At 36.0% G+C, this 12,860-nt stretch carries 10 protein-coding genes, 1 tRNA gene and 1 pseudogene; 5 read left to right on the forward strand and 7 right to left on the reverse strand.

The window, feature by feature from the left end; genetic code table 11:
• The first annotated feature begins 11 nt into the window (after nt 1-11).
• Nucleotides 12-3,626, forward strand: a complete 3,615-nt coding sequence (locus ACQWU4_RS13450) for a DUF6443 domain-containing protein (protein ID WP_429936263.1) — start codon at nt 12-14, stop codon at nt 3,624-3,626.
• Nucleotides 3,627-4,144: 518 nt separating this feature from the next.
• Here ACQWU4_RS13450 and ACQWU4_RS13455 read toward each other — a convergent pair.
• Nucleotides 4,145-4,390 (reverse strand): annotated as a pseudogene (locus ACQWU4_RS13455) (XRE family transcriptional regulator); the annotation flags it as partial.
• Nucleotides 4,391-4,523: 133 nt separating this feature from the next.
• Here ACQWU4_RS13455 and ACQWU4_RS13460 point away from each other — a divergent pair.
• On the forward strand, nt 4,524-6,056 hold the full coding sequence (locus ACQWU4_RS13460; protein ID WP_429936264.1) for a M20/M25/M40 family metallo-hydrolase: 1,533 nt from the start codon (nt 4,524-4,526) through the stop codon (nt 6,054-6,056).
• A gap of 149 nt (nt 6,057-6,205) precedes the next feature.
• A complete protein-coding gene (locus ACQWU4_RS13465) occupies nt 6,206-6,907 on the forward strand; it encodes a hypothetical protein (RefSeq protein WP_429936265.1) in 702 nt (233 codons plus the stop codon).
• Nucleotides 6,908-7,033: 126 nt separating this feature from the next.
• Here the strand turns inward: ACQWU4_RS13465 and ACQWU4_RS13470 are convergent, their stop codons facing one another.
• From ACQWU4_RS13470 to ACQWU4_RS13480, 3 genes are all read right to left on the reverse strand, one after another.
• Entirely contained in the window at nt 7,034-7,861 is an 828-nt protein-coding gene (locus ACQWU4_RS13470) for a DUF2490 domain-containing protein (RefSeq protein WP_429936266.1), read from the reverse strand.
• Nucleotides 7,862-8,183: 322 nt separating this feature from the next.
• A tRNA-Ser gene (locus ACQWU4_RS13475) sits at nt 8,184-8,270 on the reverse strand.
• 55 nt (nt 8,271-8,325) lie between these two features.
• Entirely contained in the window at nt 8,326-9,342 is a 1,017-nt protein-coding gene (locus ACQWU4_RS13480) for an asparaginase (RefSeq protein WP_429936267.1), read from the reverse strand.
• 81 nt (nt 9,343-9,423) lie between these two features.
• Between ACQWU4_RS13480 and ACQWU4_RS13485 the strand changes: the two genes are divergently transcribed.
• On the forward strand, nt 9,424-10,095 hold the full coding sequence (locus ACQWU4_RS13485; protein ID WP_429936268.1) for a TrmH family RNA methyltransferase: 672 nt from the start codon (nt 9,424-9,426) through the stop codon (nt 10,093-10,095).
• Nucleotides 10,092-10,736 (forward strand): XAC2610-related protein, encoded by a 645-nt coding sequence (locus ACQWU4_RS13490; RefSeq protein ID WP_429936269.1) that lies wholly within the window; start codon nt 10,092-10,094, stop codon nt 10,734-10,736. The genes ACQWU4_RS13485 and ACQWU4_RS13490 overlap by 4 nt, the downstream gene beginning before the upstream one ends.
• Before the next feature lie 15 nt (nt 10,737-10,751).
• Here ACQWU4_RS13490 and ACQWU4_RS13495 read toward each other — a convergent pair whose 3' ends face one another.
• The 3 genes from ACQWU4_RS13495 to tsaD are packed head-to-tail and all read right to left on the reverse strand — an operon-like array spanning nt 10,752 to nt 12,858.
• On the reverse strand, nt 10,752-11,453 hold the full coding sequence (locus ACQWU4_RS13495) for an RsmE family RNA methyltransferase (RefSeq protein ID WP_429936270.1): 702 nt from the start codon (nt 11,451-11,453) through the stop codon (nt 10,752-10,754).
• A 5-nt stretch (nt 11,454-11,458) separates the two neighbouring features.
• Entirely contained in the window at nt 11,459-11,845 is a 387-nt protein-coding gene (locus ACQWU4_RS13500) for a hypothetical protein (RefSeq protein WP_429936271.1), read from the reverse strand.
• Nucleotides 11,842-12,858, reverse strand: coding sequence for a tRNA (adenosine(37)-N6)-threonylcarbamoyltransferase complex transferase subunit TsaD (gene tsaD, locus ACQWU4_RS13505; RefSeq protein ID WP_429936272.1), 1,017 nt, complete (start codon nt 12,856-12,858; stop codon nt 11,842-11,844). Before tsaD ends, ACQWU4_RS13500 begins: the two co-directional genes overlap by 4 nt.
• Between the last annotated feature and the right edge of the window lie 2 nt (nt 12,859-12,860).

The following is a 12,860-nucleotide window of genomic DNA, read 5'->3' on the forward strand; positions in this document are numbered from 1 at the left end:
AGTTTAAAATCATGTATAAAAAAATATATCTAAGCATAGGATTAATATTGGGTATTTATCATTATGGACAGATCGTATTGACTGCTCCTCCAATTCCTAATACGGAAAAAGTAGATCCTCAAAGTATACGTATGCTTCCGGGATTTAGTTTTAACTCTGTCAATGGGACCTTTCGGGCTTATATTGGAGCCACATCTCCCGGTAATCCTGGAAATACGTATACACCCATTACAGTAGATTATTCGACTAATATTCCAAATACTGAAAACTATGTATATACCAGACAGTATTTGGTGCCAACTGAAGTCTCCAACGGATCTCTGCAGCAGATACAGAGTATTCAGTTTTTTGATGGCCTCGGAAGACCCAAACAGTCAGTGAGCATTAAATCTACGCCTACAGGAAAAGATCTTGTTACTCATATCCCTTATGATGGATTTGGAAGACAGGTAGATAGCTGGCTTCCTGTTCCAATGTCATCACAGAATGGGAATATTCAGGCTGGCGTGGAAAGTAGTGTTAATAGCTATTACCAATCAAATGGTATTAATGACTCCTATCCTTTACTTCATAAAAACTTAGAAAACTCTCCATTAGATAGAGTTTTGAGCCAGATAAATCCTGGTAATGACTGGCAAAACAAACCTGTTACTTTTGGTTATGAGACCAATACAGCAGGTGAAGTGAAAAAATTTACTACTACCACTATCTGGGCTGATGGAGCTACTTCTTCCGTATTAAATGTACCCGAAACTTATGGGGAAGCACAGCTGTATAAAAATACTGTTACTGATGAAGATAATGGTAAAACAGTAGAGTTTAAAAATGGAAAAGGGCAGACTCTTTTAGTCAGAAAAGTGATAAATGCTTCAGAAAATGCCGATACTTATTATGTGTATAATGAATATGATCAATTGGCATTTGTTATCCCGCCATTGGCGTCTGCTTTGGCATCAGTTTCCGCTTCAACTCTGGAAAATCTTTGCTATCAGTATAAATATGATGGAAGGAACAGGCTGGCAGAGAAGAAACTTCCGGGTAAAGGCTGGGAGCAGATGGTCTACAATAAAAAAGACCAGATAGTCCTGTATCGGGATACAGTTCTGAAAAACGGAATAACCAGTTTTACAGCAGATCAGTCATGGACTTTCACTAAATATGACCAGTTTGGAAGAGTTGTTTACACCGGAATTTCAAGAGACGGAACTTCCAGGCAAAGTATTCAGACATCCATTGATAACCAGCCGGTGAATACTTCTTATGAAACCCGTGGAGGAAACCTTGTTCTGAATGGAATAAATATAGGATACGGAAATGTTTCTTATCCTACCAGTATTGAAAAAGTCCTTACAGTCAATTATTATGATACTTATCCTGATGCTTCGGCAATTCCGGCAACAATTTTAGGACAGGAAGTATTGCCTCAGGATGTACAGAGTTCGAATGTTAGTACCAAAGGACTTCCTACAGCATCTTATGTGAAAAATGTTGAAAATGATAACTGGACAAAGACCTCTACTTATTATGACAAAAGAGGAAGAGCCATATCTACCTATTCTGTCAACCATCTTGGAGGATATACCAAAACAGAAAGCTTCCTGAAATTTTCCGGTTCACCAGAATATACCCTTACCGAGCATAAACGCGCTGTAGATGGAACAAAAGTAAATATCAAAGAGACTTTTGAGTACGACCATCAGGAAAGACTTGTAAGGCATTGGCATCAGGTAAATGGCGGGGCACAGGAACTCCTTGCAGAAAATCTTTACAACGATCTTGGCCAGATACAGACAAAAAATGTAGGGAATACTACAGGAAATGCGATGCAGAATGTTAAATATGTCTATAATATCAGAGGATGGATCACAAAAGTGAATGAACCTTCCAATCTGCAGAATAACCTCTTTGCTTACGAATTGAGGTACAGCAGACCGGACAGTCAGTTTTCCGGTTCCGCAAAATATAATGGAAACATTTCACAGATGTCATGGATTACCCAAAGTGATGCCGTACTGAGAAACTATTCCTATGAATATGATTCTCTTAACCGTCTGAAAGAAGGACGCTTCTGGGATGCCATGAATTTAGACAGAGGAGAATACAATGAGCAGCTTACCTATGACCTGAACGGAAACATTAAAACCCTGCTCAGAAGAGGAAAACAGCTTCCGGGTTATACGGCGCCTGAAGTAATGGATAACCTCGAATACCACTACGAAAATGGTGAACAGAGTAATAAACTGGCTTATCTTAAAGAGATAGGTACAGGTAATGCTTTAAGTGGCTATCCGCTTTCATCAGGAAGCACTGGAAGCACGATTAATTATGATCTTAACGGAAATATGACTGCCCAGCAGGATAAAGGTATTTCTTCTATTCAATATAATTATCTAAATTTACCTGAAAAGATTACCCAAAACTCTAGAGTAACAGATTATACCTACAGAGCAGATGGAGTAAAAGTGAAAAAGATCTTTGATGCAGTATCTACAGATTATTTAGATGGCTTTCAATATGAAAACGGTACGTTGAAGTTTTTACCAACCGCTGAAGGTTACTTTAATTTTGAGACCGGAAAGTATGTGTATAATTATACGGACCATCTTGGAAATACAAGATTGAGTTATTTTAAAAATGGCGCAGGAGCAGAGATTATTGAGGAGAATAATTATTATCCATTTGGATTGAAACATGAGGGATATAATGTTTTATCTGGAAATCCTGCTTATAAATACAAGTATAATGGTAAGGAGCTTCAAGAGACAGGAATGTATGATTATGGGGCGAGGATGTACATGGCGGACATAGGACGATGGGGTGTTGTTGATCCGCTGGCGGAGAAATATAGAAGACATTCGACATATAATTATACTGTAAATAACCCAATAAGGTTTATTGACCCAGACGGAAGAGGTGTAGAAGAAACATCAATTGGAACGACTTATACTGGAGCTGATGCGCAAGCTGCTTTTAGATCTTTGCAAAGCTCAATGTCAAAACCTATTGATGATGTAACAGTTAATAGTAAAGGTGTTGTCAGTAATATTTTAAGAACAGAAAAAGGCAAGCCGAACAGATTTTTTGATGAGAATGGAAGGCAAATGTATTTTAATGATCCTTCAGGTGTGAATAAAACTAGCTTGAATAGAGAGTACAACATTGGTGATCAAGTCTTTTATCAAATAGATTATTCAGATTTTTTGAGAGCTATTGCAAGCGTTCCTAATAATAATATGATAATGGGTCTGTTGGCAAGAAGTAAAACAGCTGGTTTTCTTGCTCCAAGTTTAATTGCTGCTGCTTATGCCTTGATTGGTTATGAATCAACACAGGGAGAAGCTGATTTTTCTGCACACTATTTATCCAGAAAGTTGGATATTGGAAATAATGTTTATGCAAATGATTCTTCTTATAACTTTAGATTTGGAAATACTAATATAATGTATAGTTTAATGGATGCTGGAAATTTTATGTGGGGAGGATGGTCAAAATTTATCGGTTTATCTTCAGCCGAAGTAAAAGCAGGAAGTAATCTAAACGAATTCATATCAAGCGGAGAAATGGATACTCCTGCTGACCAAAGATCTATGTTTGGTGGAAGGAAATTTTTAATAACTGGAAAATAGCATATGAAAAAAATAGTAAGTTTTTTTAGTCCTATTAAAACCTTAATATTATTTATATTAACTATAGTTATTTATTTGATAATAAATTATATAAGTCAGCATTCAGAACTGACTGTTAAATATGTGTACATTAAGAGAGCTCAATTCTTCAATATTTTTTGTTTTTTACCTACTATGCTATTTTTTTTAGCTATTTCCATATATAATTTTAGCTTAAACAAAAAAGATGAAGATAAAAAAAATATGATTTTATCATCCATTCCTATTTTAGTATTAATGCTATCATTGAGTTTTATTATTATTAAACTAATATATGTGTTAATTTTTACAGAATACTAACTGGCTATTATTAAAATTAATACTTTTTCTTTTGTAGAATGAAGTAAAGAAGCTTTAAAAAATTCAGAACAAAAGAAATAAAAATAGCGTTGATTTTCAATGCTATTTTTTAAGTCAACAATCTTTAACTAATGGAAAAACCTCGCAACATGCGAGGTTTTTTATTTTTATAAAGTTTCTTATTTATTAAGCACCTTTTCCAGTCTCTCCATGATTTCATCCTTTTCTTTCAGCATACGTTCATATAGAGCAATTTTCTCTTCGATCAACTTATCAATAGGATTATTATTAAGTGTAGGACTGTAATTAATCAGCCCTTGTGTATCATGAAATGTATTTGAAATAATATTGATAGCCTGTTCCTCATCAAAATTCTGAAAAGCTTCTACAGGAATTTTCAGTACTTCAGACATTTTTGATATCAATCCCTAGCTTTAGAATTAGCCGTAATTATTTTTATAAATTTATATCCAATGCAAGGGAAATATTTGACTTTTAAAATGATTATAAAAATTTTGTTCAGTATATTTGTTATACCACCACACAAAATCCTACACCATGAAAAAGTTCCTTTTAGCCATTCTTGGTATTGTTGTTATTTTGACTGCCATATTGCTAATCAAAATGTATACTTATCCCTTTAAAAAGAATACATCAGAAACTTCAGAAGGATGGAAACCCGTAAAAAATGATTCTGCCGTAATGCGCCTGTCAGGTGGCCTCAAGATTCCTACTGTCTCTACTGGAAGTCTGGGAGAATTCAATTACGTTCCGTTTGATCAGTTTAAAGAATACCTGAAATCATCTTATCCATTGGTTTACCAAAATACCGAAAACAATGAAGTCAATACCCATGCTTTGGTTTTCAGGCTTAAAGGAAGTGATCCTTCACTACAGCCCATTCTTTTTCTTTCCCACATAGATGTTGTACCTCCCGGAGATGCCGATGTGAAAAATAAAGAACTTAATATTTTCAGGCCGGATGACAAACCGTTGCCTCCAGTTTCAAAAGTTGCGGAAGACTGGGATTTTGAACCTTTTTCAGGAACTGTAGCCAATGGAAGGATTTACGGAAGAGGAGCCATTGATATGAAAGGAATGCTTTTTTCCCTGATGGAATCAATGAATGCTATGGTTAAAAGTAGAAAAGTTCCAAAAAGGGATATTTATATGGCCTTTGGTTTTGATGAAGAGGTAGGCGGCCAAAAAGGGGCAATGCAGATTGCAGATTATTTTAAAAAGAAAGGACTTCAGTTTGATACGGTTTATGACGAGGGAGGCTTAATTATGCAGAAAGGCAATATAGCGGGAGTAGCCTCTGATGTAGCGGTTGTTGGCTGTGCAGAAAAAGGTTTTTTATCTGCAAAAATAAAAGTTAAAGGACTTGGAGGACACTCCTCAATGCCTCCTATGGAAAGTGCAATAGGAAAAGCCGCAGTAATCATGCAACGCCTTGAAGATGATCAGATGAAACCTTCAATAACACCACTTATCAAAGAATTTTTTGATAATATTGGAGGATCAATGCCATGGTCTACCAGATTAGCGCTTTCCAATCAGTGGTTGTTAAAACCTCTTCTTTTATCCCAGCTTACCAAAAATAATACAACCAATGCTCTGGTACGTACAACAACAGCTTTAACGATGATGAAAGGAAGCGACGGAACTAATGTACTTTCCCCGGAAGTGGAATTTGTTGTGAATTTCAGGTTGCTTCCCGGAAATACAGTGAAAGATATTCGTGAGCATATCGCAAAAGCAACAGAAGGTTTCGATGTTGAAGTAGAAGAGATCGACAATACCAGAGAAGCTTCGGCTGTTTCACCTTCCAATACAAAAGGATTTAAATTAATAGAAGCCGGTGTAAAAGAGATTTATCCGGGTGCTATTGTCACCCCATACCTTACTATGGCCGGAACCGATGCTTATAAATATCAGATCGTAAGTAAAAACATTTACAGATTCATGCCTGTCAGAATCAACAGTTCGGAACAACAGAGCATTCACAGCACCAATGAGTATATCAGCATCGGGAATTATCTTAAAATGATCCACTACTTTGAATTTATGATGACGAATTATGACAAATAATTCTGATTAGATAGGAGAGAGACTTGCAAAGCAAAATTCACGATTCATTCTTATTGATTCATTTTACGTTTTACATTTTACAAAAAATATAACACGTCAAGTTTTGTCGCATTACAGCAATAGCTTTGTCATATCAAAATTACAGAGCTATGGAATTGCCGTTTTACTTAACATTTAAAGAATTTGAAAGCCATTATTACGATACCCTTGAAAAATGGTTTGAAGAATATCATAATGCCAGCGAGATAGATTATTTAAAATCCCTGGCAGATCTTTACAGCCCATATCTGTATTACAGTTTTGCTGGCGACAGGCTTTTGGCTGATGCTTCTATGGAAATCAAAGACTGCTTTTTTCCTTATCATGAAAAGATTGGAATTTCTTTCTGCACAAATTGTGAAAACGAGAAACCTTCCAAACCTGCTAAAGGTATGAACCATATATTTGAATGGAAAACCATTACCATGATGGAATATGCCCAGCATATTCTGGATAAAATCAACAGACATCTGTCAAAAAACAATAGTTCTCCGGAAGGAAATAAATCAATTTTGGATTATATCAATGATTATGAGGTGGTTACTTTAAGAGAAGGAGCCGGCTATTGTGTAAACTATAACAGGCATCAGGCTGCAGTTCCTTTTCTGAAGGCTTATCTTCCTTATTATGGGCAGACTGTGAATATTGCAGTGTACAGAGACTTTATTTTTTCTGTTGTACAGATTGCAGAATATATCGACAGGAAGCTGAAAGCCGTACAGGCTTTTGAATACACTGTTTATGCTAAATTAAAATCAGAGGCTAAATTCAAAGTGCAGATGAGTCACCAGTTTTTAACGATCTGTAATTAAAATCTTACACCAAACATTCATATCTAAATTATATTGATGAAAGACTTCAACGGTTTTTCAAACAAATCCCGGTAGAAACACTGGGATTTTGTTTATTTTTTCCTATTACTCATCATTCATCACTTATCATTTATGTTTAAAAGGTAAGTTCCAGATAAGATCAGCCGCCAGGTAATGTACACCGCCCTTCTTTATACTTCTGCTGTTCCGGATCAGATTATTAACATATTCTATATCTATACTGAAGGGAGAGTTCGGAATGCTGAACATATAGTACACTCCAATACGCATTTCTCTGTATCCGAAGGACGTCCATTTCTGTTCCGGCTCATTAAGATAACTTGTGGAAAATAAACCTTCTGCACTTAAAGCCAGCTTCTGATTATTTTTGTTGGATAAATTATAAGTCAGCTGACTTTTAATTCTTGTTCTCAACTGAAAATTTTCTTCAGTTTTACGGAAATCAGCATCAAAAAACTTCCGGAATTCCTGGCGGATTGTATTCTTGAGTTTCCATTTTATTCCGAGATTAAAAGTATAGGCATATCTTCCGTAGATCCTGAATTCCTGTTCCGTAGCTTCTTTTTCATAAGGGGCGGAACTTTCATACTTTGGCTGCCGGCGGTAGCTCACAGCATAACTGTATTGTTGATTTGGAGCAAAAGAATGATAAACTTCGTGATTCAAAACGATAATTGCCTGTTTTGAAACTGGATTGTAATTGTCAGGACTGCTTTTACGTCCCAAAGCAATATAACTTAAAGACTGCTTTTTTCCAAGAGAATCAAGCTGATGTTTAACCCCAAAAGCCGACCAGAAAGCGGTATTGGCATCTCCAAGACCCGGCGGACTGATCTGCGCATGTAATAAACTGTTTGTTAAGCTTAATAAAAATATCCCGATAATAATTTTTCCTTTCCTGAACATCATTACGAATGTAAACCCTTTATCCATTAAATAATTATTTAAAAACTGTCAATACTGTTGATAAACAGGACAAATTAAATACATGATTTAGGAATATTTTAGGAACAGAAAAATTAGTTAAGTTTTCAGATGGAAAAGTTGTAATAAGGTTCTATTAACCGAAAAGTAACACGCTTGCTTAATCAAATCAATCTTTGATTGATTCCTTCTTTGCATCCTTATTATGAATTATGAAACAGGTTCTTTGCGTTAAAAAACGTCAGAAAATATAAAATGTTTTGAGCTTTCTTAGAAAAAGTTAAAATAAAAAAAGCCTTAAACAATTAAGTTTAAGACTTTTATCTTCTTGCAGAGAGGAAGGGATTCGAACCCTCGATACAGTTACCCGTATACTACCTTTCCAGGGTAGCTCCTTCAACCACTCGGACACCTCTCTATTTGAGATTGCAAAAATAGGGTAATTTCTGGAATCTGCAAATTATTATTGAAAATTACTCGGTAATTTCTCCGCAAAGACTCCTGGTGAAGTTGTCTGCGAAGGTTCCGGAGTAATTCGGATTGTCTATCAGGTGCATGGCTTTACTGATGGCACTTTCTGCCGTCATATCCTTTCCGCTGATGGCCCCGATCCTTGAGAAAATATTACTGTTCTCATACTTTCCAAACGAAATACCGCCTGAAATACACTGACTTACCACTACAATCTCAGTTCCGTTGTTTCTGATCTCTTCCAGTGTTTCCTGTGTTTTTTCACTGCTGAAAATAGTCCCGGAACCGAAAACCTGAAGGATTAAAACCTTCATTTTAGGGATTTCTTTAAAATGACTCAGATGCATTCCCGGAAAAATTCTCCAGAACAGAATATCTTCGGAGATATGCTCATCTACATGAAACTCTATTTCAGGATCACATCGGTAAAGATTATCCTTAATGATATTTAAATGAACCCCGGATTGTCCAAGTATAGGGTAATTCGGACTGGCATAGGCATCAAAATACTCGGCAGAATATTTCAATGTCCTGTTTCCTCTTAATAATTTATATTCAAAATAAACTGCTACTTCCTGAATAACCGCTTCATCATTTTCATAAAGACTGGCATAATAAAGACTTGTAAGAAGATTTTCCTTTGCATCCGTTCTCAGATCTCCGATTGGCAGCTGCGAACCTGTCATAATCACAGGTTTTCTCAAACCTTTCAGCATGAAACTTAGAGCTGAAGCGGTGTAAGACATCGTATCTGTTCCGTGAAGAATCAGAAAACCATCATACAATTCATAGTTTTTGAGAATATAGTTGGCAATAACTTTCCATTCTGAAGGTCCCATATCCGAAGAATCCAGTGGTTTTGCGAAAGGATGTACAAAGACTTCGCATTCCATCAGTTTCATTTCCGGCATTTTTTCAAAAATATTTCCGAAATCAAATGCACGGAGACTTCCGGTTTCATAATCTTTTTCCATACCGATGGTTCCTCCGGTATAGATGAGCAGGACTTTTCTTTTCATGAATTACTTTTTAATAAGAAATTGAGCCTCGTTCAGGTTCATAGCTCAAAATTACGTTAATTTGCAAAGATTTGAAAATGAATGAAAGATTTAGCGCAAACTTTTGAATATTTAAAGCAGTTTTTAACAGAGGAGAGATTGGCAAAGATTGAACATTTTTCCCCGGAAAGTTCAGATTTTGTGCTTCCTGTTGTGGAAGATATTTATCAGTTCAGGAATGCTGCAGCCATTGTACGTTCAGTGGAAGCCTGCGGCTTTCATAAAGTGGTGGCTTTGCAGGAAGAATATAGTTTTGAACCCAATCTGCGTGTTACAAAGGGCGCTGATACCTGGGTTGAAGTCGAAAAACTTCCCAGAAACATGGAGTCTTTTCAGAAAATCAAAGACAGAGGCTACAAAATAGTTGTAGTTTCATTGGAAAATAATGCGAAAATGCTGCCTGAATATGAAATTACAGAGCCGATTGCTTTAGTTTTCGGAACTGAAATGGAAGGTGTTTCCCAGGAGATTCTGGATTTTGCAGATGAAACACTGGCGATTCCGATGTATGGTTTTACGAGAAGTTTTAACGTATCAGTTGCAGCTTCAATATGTATGTATGAATTAAAGCAAAAACTGATAAAGTCAGATATCGACTACAAACTTGATGAAGAAAAACTATTGAGAATGAAGATCCGTTGGGCTGTAAATTCTATACGAAGCGGACAGCAGATCTTTGAAAAATATCTTAGAGATCATAATTTGACCATATGAACAGAACATTTCTTTTCCTCCTGATTATTTTAGGTAGCTGCAGCAAAAAAGCAGCGCCGATGAAAGATAATATTGTGAGTGAAGAGAAACCTGTACAGGAAATGGAAAATATACAGACTGATGAAGACACAGCATCTGTTCCTTTTTCCAGATCCCTAAAAAAGAATACATTTACCTTTACGCTTAAAGGGCTGGAAAGACCGAATGGATCAATTGATTTTAAATCAATCACAATACTTGATAAAAAGAAAATTCATCAGAAGATCATTGTAGACACTATATATGTTCTGAATGAACATGAAGTAATTTTTAATATTGATAATGATGCCAATTTCGATGGCTATAATGATTTAGAAGTGATCAATTGGGCCGGAAATTATGCTTCATCATCAAGCTTTTGGCTTTATAATCAGAAGAGCAGGAAATATGACCATTATAAACCTTTGGATACCATCCAGAATATTAAGATTGATTCAAAGAGAAAAGAAATTATCTCAGACTATCATATTGGTCCGTCCAATACTTACAGCAAAACCTATCAATGGGAAAAAGGTAAACTTTTGATAATGAGCGCCCATATTGTTGAAGAGGGTGATGAAATCAATATATACCGGAAAAATGGAAAAATCATTGTAGAATAATCTACTTCCTGTCTTCTAGTCTCTTATCATATTGAAATAATTCCATGCTGCCACAAAAATCCCTGCTGTTTCTGTTCTCAATCTTTGATTGCCGAGTGAAACCGCTTTGATTTTATTGTTGGATAAAAACTGGATCTCTTTTTCTGAAAAATCCCCTTCAGGGCCTATCAGAAAAGTGATTTGTTCCATTGAAGGAATATTTTTAAGTTCAATTCTTTCCAGGTTTTCATGGCAATGCGCTACAAAAGTATGTTCCGCATCAATATTTTTTAAGAAATCTGTAAGCTTCACAGCATCATTAATGACCGGGAAATGAAACCTCAGACTTTGTTTGGAAGCGGCAACGGCCTGTTTTCTGATCTTGTCAATATTTATATTTTTACGTTCAGTCTTTTCCGTAATAATAATGCTGATCTCTGAAATACCCATTTCCACTGCTTTTTCTACAAAAAACTCGATCCTGTCTATATTTTTTGTCGGAGCAATCGCAATATGAAGCTTGGGATTAAAATCCGGAGCATCCGTTTTGATTTCAGAAACTTCAAGACCTGCTTTCTTGCCTTCAATAATTAATTTTCCGGAAGCAACATTTCCTTTACCGTCTGTTACATAAATATCTTCACCATCCTTCATCCGAAGAACTTTTACAATATGCTGCTGTTCCTCATCATTAATGATAACTTTTTGACCTGTAATTTCTCCGTAAAATAATTTCATATATCCTAGCTTAAAAAGGCAACTCCTGTTTTTATGGTTGTGTATATATCCGTATCACAGTCACGGTAAGTACATATAAATACTTCTTCTATCCAACGATTACTGATAAAAATAAGATTTAAATACTCCTGTTTTCTTAAATTATTTTTGATTGATAAATAATCTCCCTCTTGTGGAGTATAAGCAAAACTGAAAACATGCTCAGAATTTATCGTTTCTAAAATCTCTTCTTTTACATCCTGAATATACCCTTTCTCTGAGCTTGATGGAAAATAATCTATAGCATTTTCCGAAGCATCATTTTTCCCTGTAATGGTTTCCAGCACCCAATAATATTTGGAATTCTTTTTAGAATGGGTTCCCAGTACTTTTTCTTCTAAGAGTATTTTCATAAATCGTATTTTGCAGTTGCGGAAGTCCTGAGATCCGTAAATTCTCCGCGCTCATATTTCAGTTGGGCCACCATTGCGATCATAGCAGCATTATCCGTAGTATATTCAAATTTAGGAATGTAAATATTCCAGCCTAGCTTTTCATGATTGTCCTGCATTACTTTTCTCAATGCAGAATTGGCAGAAACTCCACCGGCAATGGCCACTTCTTTTATATTTAATTCTTTAGCTGCTTTCTCAAGTTTAGTCATCAGAATTTCAATGATGGTTCTCTGAACCGAAGCACACAGATCATTTAAATTTTCCTTAATAAAATCAGGATTCTTTTTGACCTCTTTCTGAATAAAATAAAGAACAGAAGTTTTGATACCGCTGAAAGAATAATCGTAACCCTCCATTTTAGGCTTATTGAATGTAAAAGCATCAGGATTTCCTTCCTTCGCAAGCCTGTCAATAATAGGGCCTGCAGGATAATCAAGGTCAAAGACCTTTCCGATCTTGTCAAAAGCTTCTCCTGCAGCATCGTCAATTGTTTTCCCGATAATTTCCATATCAAAATAATCCTTCACCAAAACAATCATGGTATGGCCTCCGCTCACCGTAAGACACAGGAATGGGAATTGAGGCGGCATAGGATTTGCATCGTCAATAAAATGGGCTAAAATATGGGCCTGGAGATGGTTCACTTCAATTAACGGAACATTTAAACTCATTGCCAAAGATTTAGCGAATGACGTTCCTACAAGAAGAGATCCCAAAAGTCCGGGACCACGTGTAAATCCTATAGCTGAAATAGCATTTTGTTGTATATTTGCTTTAGTAAGAGATTTTTCAACAACGGGGATTATATTTTGCTGATGTGCGCGCGATGCCAGTTCAGGAACCACACCTCCATATTCTTTGTGGATGGCCTGATTCGCAGCAATGTTGGACAGAATACAGTTTCCCTTGATGATAGCTGCTGAGGTGTCGTCGCAAGACGATTCAATACCTAAAATTATAGAGTCGCTCATAA

Origin of the sequence: Chryseobacterium sp. MIQD13 (assembly GCF_050496705.1) — a bacterium.
Taxonomy (GTDB): Bacteria; Bacteroidota; Bacteroidia; order Flavobacteriales; family Weeksellaceae; genus Chryseobacterium.

Bases quoted from the DNA above. Each gene is read 5' to 3' on its own strand.
- ACQWU4_RS13450 (WP_429936263.1), top strand. From the start codon at position 12: ATGTATAAAAAAATATATCTAAGCATAGGATTAATATTGGGTATTTAT.
- ACQWU4_RS13460 (WP_429936264.1), top strand. From the start codon at position 4,524: ATGAAAAAGTTCCTTTTAGCCATTCTTGGTATTGTTGTTATTTTGACT.
- ACQWU4_RS13465 (WP_429936265.1), top strand. From the start codon at position 6,206: ATGGAATTGCCGTTTTACTTAACATTTAAAGAATTTGAAAGCCATTAT.
- ACQWU4_RS13470 (WP_429936266.1), bottom strand. From the start codon at position 7,861: ATGGATAAAGGGTTTACATTCGTAATGATGTTCAGGAAAGGAAAAATT.
- ACQWU4_RS13480 (WP_429936267.1), bottom strand. From the start codon at position 9,342: ATGAAAAGAAAAGTCCTGCTCATCTATACCGGAGGAACCATCGGTATG.
- ACQWU4_RS13485 (WP_429936268.1), top strand. From the start codon at position 9,424: ATGAAAGATTTAGCGCAAACTTTTGAATATTTAAAGCAGTTTTTAACA.
- ACQWU4_RS13490 (WP_429936269.1), top strand. From the start codon at position 10,092: ATGAACAGAACATTTCTTTTCCTCCTGATTATTTTAGGTAGCTGCAGC.
- ACQWU4_RS13495 (WP_429936270.1), bottom strand. From the start codon at position 11,453: ATGAAATTATTTTACGGAGAAATTACAGGTCAAAAAGTTATCATTAAT.
- ACQWU4_RS13500 (WP_429936271.1), bottom strand. From the start codon at position 11,845: ATGAAAATACTCTTAGAAGAAAAAGTACTGGGAACCCATTCTAAAAAG.
- tsaD (WP_429936272.1), bottom strand. From the start codon at position 12,858: ATGAGCGACTCTATAATTTTAGGTATTGAATCGTCTTGCGACGACACC.